The 15815-nt window shown below is 37.1% G+C and carries 14 protein-coding genes; 12 read left to right on the top strand and 2 right to left on the bottom strand.

Going from position 1 to position 15815, the window contains the following annotated elements:
- Positions 1–8: 8 nt before the first annotated feature.
- The 9 genes from CFK37_RS19985 to CFK37_RS16825 all read left to right on the top strand — a co-directional run bounded on the left by CFK37_RS19985 (position 9) and on the right by CFK37_RS16825 (position 11377).
- Positions 9–146 (top strand): paeninodin family lasso peptide, encoded by a 138-nt coding sequence (locus CFK37_RS19985; RefSeq protein WP_157724876.1) that lies wholly within the window; start codon positions 9–11, stop codon positions 144–146.
- A 147-nt stretch (positions 147–293) separates the two neighbouring features.
- A complete protein-coding gene (locus tag CFK37_RS16860; protein ID WP_089062968.1) occupies positions 294–776 on the top strand; it encodes a lasso peptide biosynthesis B2 protein in 483 nt (160 codons plus the stop codon).
- Positions 769–1959, top strand: coding sequence for a nucleotidyltransferase domain-containing protein (locus tag CFK37_RS16855; RefSeq protein WP_089062967.1), 1191 nt, complete (start codon positions 769–771; stop codon positions 1957–1959). Before CFK37_RS16860 ends, CFK37_RS16855 begins: the two co-directional genes overlap by 8 nt.
- A gap of 11 nt (positions 1960–1970) precedes the next feature.
- Positions 1971–3764, top strand: a complete 1794-nt coding sequence (locus CFK37_RS16850; RefSeq protein ID WP_089062966.1) for an ABC transporter ATP-binding protein — start codon at positions 1971–1973, stop codon at positions 3762–3764.
- Between the two features lie 36 nt (positions 3765–3800).
- Positions 3801–4883, top strand: a complete 1083-nt coding sequence (locus CFK37_RS16845) for an acyltransferase family protein (RefSeq protein ID WP_089062965.1) — start codon at positions 3801–3803, stop codon at positions 4881–4883.
- A gap of 100 nt (positions 4884–4983) precedes the next feature.
- Complete coding sequence (locus CFK37_RS16840; RefSeq protein WP_157724875.1) at positions 4984–5925, top strand: metallophosphoesterase; 942 nt, start codon at positions 4984–4986, stop codon at positions 5923–5925.
- An 87-nt stretch (positions 5926–6012) separates the two neighbouring features.
- Entirely contained in the window at positions 6013–8166 is a 2154-nt protein-coding gene (locus CFK37_RS16835; RefSeq protein ID WP_089062963.1) for a type IA DNA topoisomerase, read from the top strand.
- 168 nt (positions 8167–8334) lie between these two features.
- A complete protein-coding gene (locus CFK37_RS16830) occupies positions 8335–10377 on the top strand; it encodes a thioredoxin domain-containing protein (RefSeq protein WP_245837244.1) in 2043 nt (680 codons plus the stop codon).
- Positions 10378–10483: 106 nt separating this feature from the next.
- Positions 10484–11377 (top strand): DMT family transporter, encoded by an 894-nt coding sequence (locus tag CFK37_RS16825; RefSeq protein WP_089062961.1) that lies wholly within the window; start codon positions 10484–10486, stop codon positions 11375–11377.
- Positions 11378–11499: 122 nt separating this feature from the next.
- On the opposite strand, the gene CFK37_RS16820 is transcribed toward CFK37_RS16825, so the two are convergent.
- Complete coding sequence (locus tag CFK37_RS16820; RefSeq protein WP_089062960.1) at positions 11500–11985, bottom strand: class I adenylate-forming enzyme family protein; 486 nt, start codon at positions 11983–11985, stop codon at positions 11500–11502.
- A gap of 165 nt (positions 11986–12150) precedes the next feature.
- On the opposite strand from CFK37_RS16820, the gene CFK37_RS16815 reads away from it, so the two are divergent.
- Positions 12151–12837, top strand: coding sequence for an SDR family oxidoreductase (locus CFK37_RS16815; RefSeq protein WP_089062959.1), 687 nt, complete (start codon positions 12151–12153; stop codon positions 12835–12837).
- A 32-nt stretch (positions 12838–12869) separates the two neighbouring features.
- Here the strand turns inward: CFK37_RS16815 and CFK37_RS16810 are convergent, their stop codons facing one another.
- Positions 12870–13520 carry a DNA-3-methyladenine glycosylase family protein gene (locus CFK37_RS16810; protein ID WP_157724874.1) on the bottom strand — a complete coding sequence of 217 codons (651 nt, stop codon included), beginning with the start codon at positions 13518–13520 and terminating at the stop codon, positions 12870–12872.
- 208 nt (positions 13521–13728) lie between these two features.
- Between CFK37_RS16810 and CFK37_RS16805 the strand changes: the two genes are divergently transcribed.
- Both CFK37_RS16805 and CFK37_RS16800 read left to right on the top strand, forming a co-directional pair.
- On the top strand, positions 13729–14940 hold the full coding sequence (locus CFK37_RS16805) for an NAD(P)/FAD-dependent oxidoreductase (protein WP_089062957.1): 1212 nt from the start codon (positions 13729–13731) through the stop codon (positions 14938–14940).
- A 332-nt stretch (positions 14941–15272) separates the two neighbouring features.
- Positions 15273–15524, top strand: coding sequence for a hypothetical protein (locus tag CFK37_RS16800; protein WP_089062956.1), 252 nt, complete (start codon positions 15273–15275; stop codon positions 15522–15524).
- Positions 15525–15815 lie beyond the last annotated feature (291 nt).

Below are 15815 nucleotides of genomic sequence, written 5' to 3'. Positions count from 1 at the left end.
TGAACAAAATGAAAGGTAAGTGGAAAAAGCCTGTTTTAGAATCCTTAAATGTTAAACAAACAATGAATTGGGATTGGTGGGACCAGTTTGAACATTGGTGGGAGGAGAATTGCAATCCGGGTGGTGGTAGCCTTGGTGACAGTTAATTTAGTTTTCCATCAATAATCTTACATAACCAACCTCTATATTTTCTGAAATATAAAGGTTGGTTACCAAATTAATACTGTTATTCATGTTAATAATTCTTTGGATTCTTTTAGATGTATTTAACATAGTTTTGTTAGAAAGGAACAATGAACCTTATGAAAAAAATAAAAACTTTTTTTTCATTAAAATGGAAAACAAAATTACTATTACTGGAAGCTTTTATTTGTCTAGGGAGGGCACGTTTTCTCAAAGGTATGCCTTTCTCCAAAATCGCCCCATCCCTAGGTGAAAGCTCAAAAGAAACCACTTATACCGCAGACATAGAACACAAGGTAATATTGAAAAATATACGGTCAGCAATACAAATTATAAGCCCGTACACTTTCTGGGAAAGTCAATGCTTAGTAAAAGCAATCGCTGGGCAGAAAATGTTGAAGCGTCGTCACATTGATTCGACTCTATATCTAGGCACTGCCAAGGATGAAAGTGGTAATTTGATTGCGCACGCTTGGTTACGAAGTGGATCATTCTATGTTTCGGGATCAGAGGGAATGGGGAGATTCACTGTTGTTGCTAAATTTGCAAAGGTAGTGCAAATGAAAAATCTAGAAGGAGAAAACTATGGATAACACACTTAATCTGTCGCATATCCCCAAAGAAGTAAAGTTAATTCTTGCATTACTAAAAGAGGGAAATGAACAATATATCGTAAAACATCAAGCAGAACTGTGTAACAAGATAGATTGGAAACTTTTCATAAATCAAGCGAAGCATCACCGTGTTTATCCTCTGCTCCATTCGAAGATAAAACTTCTAAAGGAAGAATTTGTTCCAACATATGTCAAAGAGTTTTTGCAGCAGCAATACATGCGAAATACATTTCAAATGCTCCATCTAAGTGGGGAAATGGAACGTGTTAGTAAATTATTTTCAGAAAGTCAAATAAATCTTCTTTTTTTAAAGGGTCCAGCACTTGCTCATGAACTATACGGTGATGTTTCGCTTCGTACTTCAAGTGATCTAGATATGTTGATCCCCATTGAAAAAATTGATCAAGCGGAACAACTTCTTATAAGTCAAGGGTACGAAAAAGATGACTATATACAAACTGTGTTGAATGACTGGAAATGGAGACACCATCATGTTACTTATATACATCCAGTAAAAAATATTAAACTAGAGATCCACTGGCGGCTAAATCCAGGCCCAAGTAAAGAACCAGGATTTTATGATTTATGGAAAAGGAAGAATAAAAGTCCACTCACAAATTTTCCTGTTTATTTACTAGGAAACGAAGATTTGTTTTTATTTCTTGTATCACATGGATCCCGACATGGTTGGTCACGCTTACGTTGGTTAGTTGATATTCATCACTTAATAAAACAGAACGTAGATTGGAAAACGGTGTACAAATTATTAAAAACAAACTATTTTTTGGGTGTAGGTGGACAGAGTATGATCTTGGCATCAGAGCTATTAAATGCACCAATAACAATGCAAATGAAATCATTATTTATATCCAAACGTTCAAAGAAACTAGCTCAGGGAGCAATATTTTACCTTGAGTCAATGATTAATTTGCATACTGACCCTGTTCCTGAAGATATTGCACGCTATCATAAACATCACTTGTTTTCTTTAATGTCTTTTCAGCAAAAATTTCTTTTCATTGTTAGCTTTCTGTATCCATATCCTGAAGATGCGGAAACACTTCCGTTACCAAAAAAGCTTCATTATTTATATTTTCCATTACGACCCCTATTATGGGCCTGGAGAAAGACAAGGAAAATAAGAAAGCATGCATTACCTTAGGGGGGAAACAAATGAGTCATGTTTTATATTTTTTAAAACAAATACACGCGTATTCTGGAAAAATTCTATATATAAATCTTATTGCAATGACTGCTATTAGTTTGCTCGAGGGTATAGGAATCATCTTATTGGTTCCGTTAATTAGTATGAGCGGGATTGTCGATATGGGTGCTGAGGAACTGCCATTTATGAGTTTGTTTGGCTTTGTGGAAAACATTCCAGATTCATTAAGGCTGCCATTGATTCTAGCAATATTTGTCCTTGTTGTAATAGCTCAAAATGTAGTGAGTAGACAATTAACCGTTAAAAATGCGGTCATTCAGCTTGGATTTTTGAGGCATATGCGTATGGAGACTTACGGTTCATTACTTTATGCGAACTGGAATTTTTTCATCAAACAAAGGAAATCCGACCTTATAAATATATTAACTGCTGAGTTGGCACGCGCCAGCGCAGGAACAAATTCTTTTCTAAAATTCATGTCTTCCCTCGTGTTTACGTTGATTCAAATCGGGCTTGCTTTTTGGCTATCCCCAACTATAACTATTTTTGTGCTGCTATGCGGACTAGTTCTTATCTATTTTAATCGTAAATTTCTTATGAAATCCCTAGCGCTAGGAAAACGTAATTATGAACTTGGAAGAGACTACCTAGCTGGAATAACCGATCAGGTAAATGGCATAAAGGATATAAAAAGTAATACGCTGGAAAGCTCTAGAATGAATTGGTACGGTTCAATAACACATAGGATGCAATATGAACAAATAGAATATACAAAGTTAAAAACAACTTCCCAATTATATTATAAAATTGCATCAAGTGTATTGATAGCGGGATTTATCTATGTTGCAGTGTCTATGTTTAACGCCCAGGCAGGTCAATTAATGTTGATTATTATTATATTTTCAAGACTTTGGCCAAAAGTTGCAGGTATTCAATCATCAATGGAGCAAATAGCAACAACAATCCCAGCGTTAAAGGCTGTGAAAGCAATGCAACATGAATGTAGGAACGCTCGAGAATTTAAAATTGAAATAGATGATAATATCCCTCCCCTTAAACTAAATGACAACCTTCAATGTGACCATATTTATTTCAGATATGATCAAAGTAAAACGCACTATGCATTGCATGACATAAATATAACCATTCCATCGAATCAAATGACTGCTTTTGTTGGAAGGTCCGGCGCAGGAAAAAGCACATTAATTGATTTATTAATGGGCTTAAATCAACCAGAAAAGGGGCAAGTTTTAATTGATGGGAACCCCCTTAAAAGTGAAAGACTGCTGTCGTTAAGGCGTTCGATTAGTTATGTACCGCAAGATCCATTTTTATTTAATGCCAGCATAAGGGAGAACCTGATGTTAGTTGAGCCTAACGCAGGTGACAAGGAAATGTGGGCGGCTTTGGAGTTTGCATCAGCCGATGCATTTGTTAATAGACTTCCAGATAAACTTGAAACTATTATTGGTGACCGCGGAATAAAACTATCTGGGGGGGAACGGCAGCGACTTGTATTGGCACGAGCTATCCTGCGAAAACCTACCATCTTGGTGTTGGATGAAGCAACAAGTGCCCTTGATACGGAAAATGAAGCGAAAATTCAGGAAGCGCTAGATAGATTAAAAGGAAAAATGACAATCATAGTAATTGCACATCGATTATCGACAATCAGGAATGCAGATCAAGTTGTTGTATTAGAGGAAGGAAAGGTAATCCAAAAGGGTGGATTTGCCCAACTGGCGGATGAGAAGAAAAGTATGTTTAGTCATTTACTGCGAAATCAGCTGGAAGCAAGATAAATAGGCAATCACCGATATAAGAAAGGGAAAAAAGCCATGGAATTCTCAAAAAGGGATATGAAAATGCTTCAGGGGGTAGCTATTTTGTTTATGGTTTCACTTCATTTATTTACTAGGAAAGAGGTAAATGGATTATACGAAACCTTTCCTATGATCAATGGAGTACCACTTATTTATTATATCGGTTTATTTGGAGATGCTTGTGTCCCTATCTACTTGTTTGCAAGTGGTTATGGTCTTTCTATTAGCTTTGCCAAAGGAAACAATCCAAGAAAGAACAGCAAAAGAATTTTAAAACTGCTTATTAATTTCTGGATTATTCTTTTTATGTTTATTGGTATTGGATTCTTAACCGGAAAAATGGAAGCATTTCCGGGAGGGATTAAAGACTTTTTGCTTAATTTTTCATTACTCTCTAATTCATATAACGGAGCATGGTGGTACCTACAAACGTATGTCATTATAGTTCTATTAGCTGCTTCCATCATTAAATGGGTGAAGAGAAATCACTCGATTGTTGTATTAATGGTTTCGGGATTTATCTATTTGGTGACCTATATACAAAGAATAAAACAAGTAATTGATTTGGGAGATAATACAATTTTAATTATGGTAGTGAACGCTATTGTCTTATTCGGCACATCACAATTTGCATTTGTAATAGGCATCATTTTTGCAAAAGAGAAGATTTATTCGAAACTCTACAACAGATTTAACACTATAAGTTTTAAAAATATGTGGTGTGTTTTCAGTATGATCATGTTGGTAATAATACATGGACTTTATGAGTCTATGATAGTCGCTCCGTTTACAGCGGTTCTATTTATTTGTTTCTTTAGCCTAACGGACAAGAAGGGGTTTACACAAAAAATCTTTACCTTCTTTGGAAACCATTCCACAAATATTTGGTTAACGCATATGTTTTTTTATATATCCTTCTTTCCGGAATTAATCTTTGCACCTAAGTATCCAGTTCTAATTTATTTATGGCTACTTACACTTTGTTTAATAACATCCTTTATAATTAATCTTATCTACAAGCCTGTAATAGCAATAATAGAAAATAAAACTATACCAGTTCCTGCTGAGTATACGGTTAGGAAGGAAAAAATAACTTAATTTTCCGAAACAGGTAGTTGAAATCAAAACTTATTAGCATTTGAGTTTACTGCATTAAAAGGGAGAGCGATTACCATTGAAAAAAGTAGGAGGTAAGCTTTTGATAGGTCTTCTAATTATAGTTGTTGTCTTGGCAGTTTATACATATTGGGACAATAATCGGATTACCATAGCGAGGCAAGAAATAACAATAGATGATCTGCCTGAACAATTTGAAGGCTTTGAAATTCTACAAATTACCGACCTACACGAAAAGGTATTTGGTAAAAATCAAAAGAGTTTAATAGATGCGATTAACTCGATTAATTATGATGCAATTGTCTTTACCGGGGATATGCTGGATGGGGTTGAAAGTACAAATTATAAATACTTTTATACACTTATAGATGGCATTAATAATAAAGAGCATGCATGGTACGTACCTGGAAACGCTGACCCAGAAAGTTATCAAGTGAACCAAACTGTTGAAAAAAGTGAGTTTATTCAAGGAATGGAAAAAAGAGGAGTTACGTTCCTAGAGAATTTTGATACTATTTCAGTAGATGGCAAAAGCCTTCGTTTTGTAAACTTTGAGCTATCAATAGGAAATGTGGGGATACCAAATGGAATCCCAAAACCATCTTATGCAGCAAATAGACAGTACCTGTCCTATCAAAAAGAACTAATGCAGGAATTAAAAAATATAGAGGAAGCTGATACACTTATTGCACTTAATCATTATCCTGTTGTGGATCCGCGAATTGATCATATTTTAGACTCACCCAATTTGGAAATGCCGGATTATGATTTATTAATGGCGGGACATTACCACGGGGGGCAAATTCGCCTTCCTTTAATTGGAGCCCTTTTTGTGCCAGAAGCCTGGTATGACAATGGTGGTTTTTTCCCACCTCAGGATCGGGTGAAAGGTCTGTGGGAATATAAAGTTCTGAAACAATATGTAAGCACTGGCTTAGGAAGCAGTGATGCAATCTCTTTTTTAAAGTTCCGCCTATTTAATCCACCGCAAATCAATGTGTTGAGCCTAAAAAGGGGCAACTAAAAATTAAAAAATACTTAGAACATCCGTTCCTGTTCGAGGCTATATTGTGATATACTGGAAAAAAACACTCCGAATCAGGTGAAAAATATGAGACTAATATTAGCCGAAAAACCATCCGTGGCGAAAAACATTGCGGACGCACTGAAAATAAAAAATAAGAAAGACGGTTATTTTGAAGGTAATGGTTACCTTATTACCTGGGCTTTCGGTCATCTTCTGCAACTCTATGATGCAAAAGATTATGATAGTAAAATGGCTAGGTGGAAGCTGGACAACTTTCCGTTCATCCCGGAAAAATTCAATTACAAAGTAAAAAGTAATCCGCGCAATCGGGACCAGGCCGATGGTGGAGCAAGGAAACAGTTGAAAATTATACAGTATTTGATGCGAAGAACTGATGTGGAATTAATTATTTCTGCTTGTGATTTTGATCGGGAAGGACAGGTAATAGGGGATAGCATCATAAATAACCTCAAACCGAATAAGCCCGTCTATCGGCTGTTAATTAATGAATGGACTCCAGATGAGGTACGCAGAGGATTGGAACAAATGAAGCCAAACCAGGCGATGCAGTCATTGCAAGATGCAGGTATCAGCAGGCAATGGGCTGATTGGGTGCTGGGGATTAACTTGACGTCTGTTGCTACATTGAAATATCAAAAGGGTAGTGGAAAGGCGTTGAATATCGGCAGGGTTCTATTGCCAACGTTAAAAATTATTTATGACCGAGATAAGGAAATAGAAAAGTTTGTCCCCGAAGACTACTTCAAATTAACCGCAACCTTTCAAACGGAAGAACAACAAGAATATCAGGGTACATATATGGAAGGGAAAAAAGAAAAATTCAAAGAAAAACCAACGTTAGAGACGATTAAAGAACAACTTTCAGGTAAACCAGCAACAATTATCGACAAACAGGTGGAGAAGAAGAAAGAATTTCCTCCATTTCTGTTTAATCTTTCTAATTTACAGGGGTTCATCACAAATAAATATAATGGCTGGACTTCTGACAAGGTGTTGAAAGTTGCTCAGTCATTATATGAGAAAAAGTATATCACGTATCCGCGTACATCAAGTACAGCACTCGATGAAAGTTTAGTAGGGAAAGCAGCGAATGTATTAAAAAAACTTTCGGAAAATCTGCCATATCAAGATGAAATTAAATTCATGAAATCAAAACGTGTATTCAATAGTGCCAAGGTTGAAAGCCACAGCGCCATTATTCCAACATACATGAAACCCTCAAGATTGACAGGGGAGCAGGAGCTGGTTTATACGGCAATTAAAAACCGGTTTATCATGCAGTTTATGCCAGTTGCCATTTATGAGGAGACGAAACTAGTTACCAAAGTGGCGAACGTGGAGGCTACAGGATTATTTTACTCTAAAGGTAAGGTACAGCTTGTTGAAGGCTGGAAAAAGGTTGAAAAAATCCAATCCAAGGATACGCTTTTACCTATAGTCCAAAAAAATGATCTTGTACATGTAATAGATTCTAAGGTTTCCTCCCATGTAACAAAACCTCCAAAGAATCATACGGAGAAAACATTGCTGCGGGTAATGGAGACATGTGGGAAGAGCATGAAAGAAGATGAAGTAGAAGAAATAATGGGTGGGATATTGACCGGATTCAGTATTGGAACACCTGCAACTAGGGCGGAAACAATCAAGAAATTGAAGGATATTGGTTATATCACTTCCCACAGTAAAAATCTGGTATGTACAGATCTTGGTAACAAATTGGTAGAAACTTTTCCAGTCCTCGAACTATTTGATCTTGAGTTTACCGGCCGTTTGGAGAAGACCCTATCAGATATTGAAAAAGGTTCTGTAACAAAAGAGGAATTTCTAAGTGTTGTATATAACTTCACCCAAAAGTCGGTTGAAACAATTAAAGCTGATCAAGCAGGAATTATAAACCAAATTACATCTGCTAAAATTTCAAAAGAACCGCTTGGGAAATGCCCGCAGTGCGGAGGAAATATTATCGAGGGAAAAAAGGGATTTGGATGCAGTAACTGGAAAAGCGGATGCAAATTTGTTATTTGGAAAAATGATAAATACCTCGCTACCATGAAAAAAAAGCCAACCAAAACAATGGTGAAATCCTTATTAAACAATGGGACAGCATATGTAAAAGGCCTGGCAAGCAAAAAAGGAAACAAATTCAATGCGTATTTACGGTATGAAAAGAATCCAACAAATGATTACTACAGCTGGAGGATGGAATTTAAGAAGTAGTTTCCTTAGATAAGACAACCGCATCTGGTTGTCTTTATTTTTTCACCTGCTATCCTTAAGATAAGGACTAAACATACCCAAATAGGAAAAACTATGGGAAACGAATACAAAACGATCCAGTGGAAAAAAAGAGCAAATGATTTTCGGATATATAAATGAGGTGAGATAGTGAATAAATTAGCTAATGAAAAAAGTCCATACCTTTTGCAACATGCTGAAAACCCAGTAGATTGGTACCCTTGGGGGGATGAGGCTTTTAACAAGGCGAAACAAGAGAATAAACCAATATTTCTTTCGGTCGGCTATAGTGCTTGCCATTGGTGTCATGTTTTCGCCCACGAATCATTCGAGGACGTAGAGGTAGCTAAACTGCTTAATGAGCGATTTGTTTCTATTAAGGTTGATCGGGAAGAGCGACCTGACATTGATGCTGTATATATGAAGGTATGTCAGATGATGACTGGCCAAGGTGGATGGCCGCTTAGTATATTTATGACCCCAGAGAAAATTCCGTTTTATGCGGGTACATATTTTCCAAAAGAAAGTAGGTATGGAATGCCTGGGTTTATTGAAGTGATCACGCAGCTGTATCGTAAGTTCACAGAGGATCCTGACCATATCTCTGAGGTTACGAAAAGTGTGACACAGGCCCTGCAGCAAACAGCAACTCAAAAGAGCGAGCAACGGTTAACGAAAGATGTAGCGGATAAAGCCTTTCATCTGCTTGAGAAATTATTTGATCGAAAGCATGGTGGGTTTGGTGGAGCACCGAAATTCCCGGCACCACATAATCTGCTTTTCTTGATGCGCTATTATAATACAACAGGTAATGACGCAGCTTTGGAAATGGCTGAGGTGACGCTGAAGGCAATGGCCAAGGGTGGAATTTATGACCATGTTGGATTTGGATTTTCCCGTTACTCTACCGACGATGAATGGCTTGTCCCACACTTTGAGAAAATGCTTTATGATAATGCGCTGCTATTAATGGCCTATACGGAATGCTATCAGTTGACTGGAGATTCGTATTATCAGGAGATAGGAGAAGAAATCATTGGATTTATCACCCGGGAAATGATAAATGCTGAAGGTGTGTTTTATTCGGCTATTGATGCAGACTCTGAAGGTGTCGAAGGAAAGTATTATATCTGGGAGAAAGAAGAGATTATAGGAATTCTGGATTCTGAACTTGGACAGCTTTATTGTGATGTATATGGCATTACAGAAAAGGGTAATTTTGAGGGAATGAATATACCAAACCAAATTGATACGGATCTTACGGCAATAAAGAAGGATTACAATCTTAATGATGAATTGTTATACAAGAAACTAGGATCCGGACGAAAACAATTACTGAAGGCAAGATCAGAAAGAGTTTATCCGCATGTCGATGATAAAATGTTAACATCCTGGAACGCTTTGATGATTGCAGCACTTGCTAAAGCAGGTAAAGTATTTGGCAGGCAATCCTATGTGGATACCGCCAAAAAGGCATTAGATTTTCTGGAGGAAAATTTAATCGTACATGATCGTGTTATGGCCAGATACCTGGATGGTGACGTGAAGCATAAAGGATATATTGATGATTACGCCTTTTTGCTATGGGCCTATGTTGAACTGTATGAGACAACCTATGAGTCATCCTATTTAAAAAATGCAAACAAAACTGCGGATGATATGTTTGACCTATTTTGGGACAAGCAGGATGGGGGATTTTTCTTTTATGGAAGTGATAGCGAGGAGTTAATCATGCGGGGCAAGGAAGTGTATGATGCTGCAATTCCATCCGGAAACAGTGTAGCAGCAGTGATGCTTACTCGCCTTGGCCATTTAACCGGTGAAACAGCTTACCTTGATAGGGTAGATGAGATGTACTATACCTTCAAAGATGATGTAGAGCCCTATGCGAATGGGAGTACTTTTTTCATGCAAAGCATTCTACTTACAGAATTTCCAACAAAGGAAGTTGTCATAATTGGCGATCAAACCGATAAAACGAGGCAGGATTTGATAGAAAAATTAAATAGGAGTTTCTTGCCGAGTACAGCTATACTTGTAGGTGAATCTTCCGCAGCACTGGGTAAGATTGCTCCATTTACGCATGAATACCGAAAAGTCGAAGGAAAAACCACCATTTATGTTTGTGAAAATTTTGCATGTAACAAGCCAACAACAGAACTAAAGCAGGCGATTACCATGATTGTCGATTAATAGTAAAAATTTCGGTGTAGGTGTAACTCCCTTTGTTTCAATTCAACGCAAAATTAGGGTATAGTTGAACTTATTAAATCGAGTAGAAGGAAAGGGACAGGGTTATATGCTTAAGGCTTATGCTTGGTTAACATTCTGCATTGTTATGTGGGGGAGTAATTTCATTTTCGGGAAATTATTGGTTCAGGAATTTTCCTCAACAATGTTAACCATGTTGCGTTTATTATTTATTGTACTATTTTTATTGGGAATTTCTATTTATAAAAAACATTTCATCTGTTTGAAAATAACGGATTTGCTGGCAATCATTTTCTTAGGTATTGTTGGTGTCTATATCAATCAATGGACCTTTTTTATTGGGCTGCAAACCGCTGATACAACAGTATCCGCATTAATATTGGCGACAACACCTATTTTAACCGGTTTTTTGGCTGCAATTTTTTTAAAGGAAAAGATTACGATTCGTATGGTAATGGGGTCTATCGTAGCAATTATTGGGATCTTCTTTGTTGTTACAAAGGGAAGTTTCTCATCTATCCATGTTGAAAAGGGACTGCTTTGGATTGTGGTTACCATGATTTCATTTGCTATTATGATTATTATCACGCGGTTACTTTCCAATCGAATTGATCCACTTACGATTACACTTTATTCGAATTTAGTGGGATTTATTGTTGCTGTACCATTTGCGTTTACGATAGATAACCCAATTCGCATAAGTAATGATGCCGCTGATTGGGCTTTATTAATCGGAACAGCGATTGTCGTTCACGGGATAGCCACTCTGATATGGAATAATAATATTCGGCATGTTGATGCATCAAAGGCATCCATGTTATCGAACTTAGAACCGTTTGTTGCGATGATTGTGGGTCTGGTTATCTTGTTCAAACCGGTTACTGGAATTGAGATTTTTGGATCGTTGTTAATTGTTGGTGGTGTAGTTCTGTCAACATATCAACGGAAGAAACATTATAATCGGACCGTATCAAATAAGTAATGAAATTTTTATAACAGAGTATAAGAAAAGCATTGCCCGAAGCAATGCTTTTCTTATGCTTAAAATATATACGAAAATTTGTCTAGCCAGCTGCTAAACGGGGCGCCCTGAGCTTTCCCACACTATATAAGTTCTTTTAAATGCAGCTTTTGTATTTTACCACTTGGCGTTTTTGGCAACTCATCAATAAATGTAATTTCGTTTGGACGTTTTACCTCTTCCAGGTTTTCTTTTGCATATTGAAATAATTCTTCCATTGTTAAGAGATGTGCCTCCTTTAATACGACTATTGCATGAAGAACTTCTCCTAGTTCTTTATGTGGCGTTACAATGATAGCTGCTTCTTGAATTGCAGGATGGTCATGGAATACACGTTCCACTTCGATTGATGAAATAGCATCCTTGCCATTTAACAGAATATCCTTCTTGCGATCGACAATGGTCACGTGTCCCTTTCCATCTATTGTGCCTTTATCACCTGTATGCAGCCACTCATCATCACTGCCGATAACTCCCGGACCTTTTACGATGATTTCACCAATTTCTTTGCCATCTTGTTGCACATCTATTCCCTGGTCATTAACCACACGTATTGTTGTACTTACCATTCTAATCCACCTCTTAAAGATAAGACATAGTTTTCTTTTACGAATTATCAAAATTATACCATACTTTTGAAAACGTTTTAAATAAAACAAGATGGAATACTAATTGAATTTTTATTGTATGCAATGATTTCATGATAGACTTAATAGAAAAGGAGTGGTAATTATATGGGGAAATTAACAGGGAAAACGGCTATTGTAACTGGGGCCAGCAGCGGTATTGGCGCTGCTGTTGCGGAACAACTTGCTGATGAAGGTGCAAACTTGGTGCTGGCTGCCCGGGGGAAAGACAGATTGGATGCTGTTGCTACAAAGATTAGCGGGAACGTGATTGCTGTTGTGACAGATATGGCAAAAAAATCAGATGTTGATAAATTGGCATCTGAAGCAATGAAAGAATTTGGCCAAATCGATTTCTATGTCAATAATGCCGGAGCTGTTCTTGGATCACGTATCCAAGATGGGCAAACTGACAACTGGGATCAAATGATTGATACGAATATTAAAGGTGTTTTATATGGGATTAATTCGGCATTGCCAGGCATGCTAGAACGTTCTTCAGGTCACATTGTGAATATTGCATCTGTCTCAGGGCATGAAGTAAATAAGGTGAGTGCTGTTTACAGTGCAACCAAATTTGCGGTTCGTGCTTTATCCATGAGCCTAGAAAAAGAGCTGGCCAGGACTGGCGTGCGTGTTACAAATATTTCACCAGGTCAGGTGGATACAGCAATTGCCTCCAAACCGAGTGATCGCAAACCATTAGCACCAAGCGATATTGCGAAGGCAGTAGTGTATGCTGTTACCCAACCAGACTACGTGAATGTAAATGAAATAACTGTACGGCCGGTATAACCAGATTGGGGTGGTGCAGAACGCGTACCACCCTACATATCCTCAATTGAATCATAGTTGGACATTAAATCCAGGTGAACAACTTCCCATAAATAGATGGATGCAATGGTGAAATGTGGATCCCACAAGGCAGCCTTTTCTACCAAAACAGCTCGCCGTTCCGATTGGTCAACTTGATAGAGCCATTTGGCACCCCGCTGGATCCCTATATCATCAAGCGCTAAGACATTCATCCGCCCTAAGGAAAAAATCAAAAACATCTCCGCTGTCCATTTACCAATTCCTTTAATACTAGTTAATAGTTTAATAATAGCAGCATTATCAAGGTCATCCAGTCCACTTAAGTCAATCACACCTTGAACAACCTTTTCGCTTAAATCTTTTATATAAACAACTTTTCGTTTGGACAATCCAACATTACGAAGCTCTTCGTCCGACTTTCCTAATATTCCTCCCGCTGTAACCTGTTGCTCTAAAAGTGTTTCCAGGCGCATAAATATAGCGGCAGCCGCCTGAACAGATATTTGTTGGCCGATAATGGATCTGACCAATGATAAAAAATAGTCCGGTCTTAGCGTAAATTCGACATTACCGATGCAGGCTACCAATTCTTTCATCAACGGATCTGCCTCACAAAGTTCTAAAACTGCTGGATCATCTGCTTTTATCGTTAATTTTTCCATCTTGCACCTCATTTCTCGTAACACTAAAATAACGTAAAAATGTTAGATAATCAAAAAATCCCATGTGAATATTAGCCTATTAAATAAAAGTTTGCTATTATAGATATGATATCAAAAATATTTTTGAAGTATTGAATGATAGTACATAAGCAATAATTATGAAAGTCAATATCTTCTTAATTAATGGTAAAAGAAAGGTGGATGTTACGTGAATACGAATAAACCAAGAATCGTCATTCTGGGAGCAGGTTATGCCGGAATGATGACAACCAAACGCTTAACTCAAAAGCTGGGTGCAGAGGAAGCGGAGATTGTGCTCGTTAATAAACACAATTACCACTATCAAACAACCTGGTTACACGAAATCGCAGCTGGAACAAGAAATCAAAACCAAGCGCGGATGATGATCAGTGATGTCTTCAATCCAAACCGTGTTCGTTTGATTTACGATTCAGTTGTTGAAGTGAAAAAAGATGAAAAACGTGTGTTACTTGAAAACAGTGAAATATCCTATGATTATTTAGTTATTTCCCTTGGTTTTGAAACAAATACGTTCGGAATCAAAGGAATGGAAAAAAATGCATTCTCTATCCAGGATATTGAAACAAGCCGTTTAATTAGTGAGCATATTGAATATCAATTTGCTAAATATACATTAGATCCTAAAGCTAAAAAAGAAGATTTAACAATTCTTGTTGGCGGGGGCGGATTCACTGGAATTGAGTTTGTTGGTGAATTAGCTGAACAGGTTCCAAAGCTTTGCAAAAAATATGACATAGACCCAAGTATTCCTAAGATTATCAATGTGGAGGCTGCACCAAGCATTCTACCAGGATTCAATGAAGTGCTTGTTGCTTATGCAAAGAAATCATTGGAAGACCGTGGAGTAGAATTTAGAATTGGTGCTAAAATTCAAGAATGCAAAAAGAATAGTTTTGTAATCAATGATGGGGAAGAGGTTAAAGCTGGTACAATCGTATGGACTGGCGGTGTAACAGGTAACTCCATCCTAAGTAAATCTGGATTTGAAATTACTAAAGGAAAAGTTACTGTAAATGAAGATTTACGTGCTCCTGGTGAAGAAGACATTTTCATCATTGGTGACTGTGCGTGGGTTATGAACAAAGAAGAAGGACGTCCATTCCCTCCAACAGCTCAGGCTGCTATGCAGCATGCGGATACCTGTGCATCAAATATTAAAGCATTGCTTCAAGGCGGAGCATTAGAGTCATTTGTTTTTGATGATAAAGGCACAGTAGCATCACTAGGTAATGCAGATGCAATGGGAACTGTATTCTCAGGTACTAAACTATATGGTAAATCCGCTTCTGCAATGAAAAAGGTAATCGATAACCGTTATCTTTTCTTACTTGGCGGACCGAGACTAATCCTTAAAAAAGGAAAGCTTCGTCCATTTTAATTGGTTAAGGTAATCAATAAAGATCTCCAGAAGAGGAGGGAACGTTGTTGAATAAGAGTGTATTTTGCTATCTATTAGTTACTATAGCTTCCTTAGTTGGGTATGTAGTGGCAACTCGTACAATGGAAAACAGTCGCGATTTCCGTTAATGACCAACTAATATTGATAAAATCCCTAAAGGTAATTTCCATTTCCTTTAGGGATTTTTAGTACTCTTTTCAGCTCAATATATGTTTAAATTGCAGTTGTAAAATTGCGGTTTCTGTCACAGATATTGTTTGATAAATAAGCGATAATAAGAGTATATATTATATTGGTAAGGGGGGATATTCATGACTACAGGTATTTGGATATTATTATCCTTTTTGTTTGTTGCTGCTTTAGCTGGAACGATCTTTGCTTTTAAACAAGAGGAAAGAAAAATGAAAAAATATGAAGCAGAAGGCGACACAACGGCAGATGAATTACGCCGTTCCCATGAATATGAAACATCATCGTTAAAATCTAATGTGCCACTACTATCATCTATATATATCGTAACAATCATTTTAGCCATCATTGCATTTATTATATATATAAATTAACACGTTTTTCGCCTAGTTTAATATCACCACAGTTGATATAAACTGTGACGTAACTTTATATGAGTGTTAATCCAGCGCTGCGGAAAAAACCAGCGCTTTCCGTGGGCGAGTGGCGATCCTCCAAGTTTATAGATTTTGCGGCAATCTTTTTAGATAACAGCTTAAATTAATATGAACATACATGGCTTAAATGTAAAGGGCCGTGTATGTTTTTTAGTAAAGTCAAATATGTTGTTGACAATGGATAGGTGATGGGATAGTATTTTTATTGATAATGATAATCTTTATCAA

The organism is Virgibacillus phasianinus, from assembly GCF_002216775.1.
GTDB lineage: Bacteria > Bacillota > Bacilli > Bacillales > Amphibacillaceae > Virgibacillus_F > Virgibacillus_F phasianinus.
The sequence above is the reverse complement of the archived record's forward strand: the minus strand, read 5'-3'. Positions and strand labels throughout refer to the sequence as shown.

What these genes read in the sequence shown, in the direction of transcription:
- CFK37_RS16810 (WP_157724874.1), bottom strand. Translation starts at nt 13,520, where the DNA reads ATGGAAAAATTAACGATAAAAGCAGATGATCCAGCAGTTTTAGAACTT.
- CFK37_RS16820 (WP_089062960.1), bottom strand. Translation starts at nt 11,985, where the DNA reads ATGGTAAGTACAACAATACGTGTGGTTAATGACCAGGGAATAGATGTG.
- CFK37_RS16835 (WP_089062963.1), top strand. Translation starts at nt 6,013, where the DNA reads ATGAGACTAATATTAGCCGAAAAACCATCCGTGGCGAAAAACATTGCG.
- CFK37_RS16815 (WP_089062959.1), top strand. Translation starts at nt 12,151, where the DNA reads ATGGGGAAATTAACAGGGAAAACGGCTATTGTAACTGGGGCCAGCAGC.
- CFK37_RS16850 (WP_089062966.1), top strand. Translation starts at nt 1,971, where the DNA reads ATGAGTCATGTTTTATATTTTTTAAAACAAATACACGCGTATTCTGGA.
- CFK37_RS16855 (WP_089062967.1), top strand. Translation starts at nt 769, where the DNA reads ATGGATAACACACTTAATCTGTCGCATATCCCCAAAGAAGTAAAGTTA.
- CFK37_RS19985 (WP_157724876.1), top strand. Translation starts at nt 9, where the DNA reads ATGAAAGGTAAGTGGAAAAAGCCTGTTTTAGAATCCTTAAATGTTAAA.
- CFK37_RS16845 (WP_089062965.1), top strand. Translation starts at nt 3,801, where the DNA reads ATGGAATTCTCAAAAAGGGATATGAAAATGCTTCAGGGGGTAGCTATT.
- CFK37_RS16860 (WP_089062968.1), top strand. Translation starts at nt 294, where the DNA reads ATGAACCTTATGAAAAAAATAAAAACTTTTTTTTCATTAAAATGGAAA.
- CFK37_RS16800 (WP_089062956.1), top strand. Translation starts at nt 15,273, where the DNA reads ATGACTACAGGTATTTGGATATTATTATCCTTTTTGTTTGTTGCTGCT.
- CFK37_RS16825 (WP_089062961.1), top strand. Translation starts at nt 10,484, where the DNA reads ATGCTTAAGGCTTATGCTTGGTTAACATTCTGCATTGTTATGTGGGGG.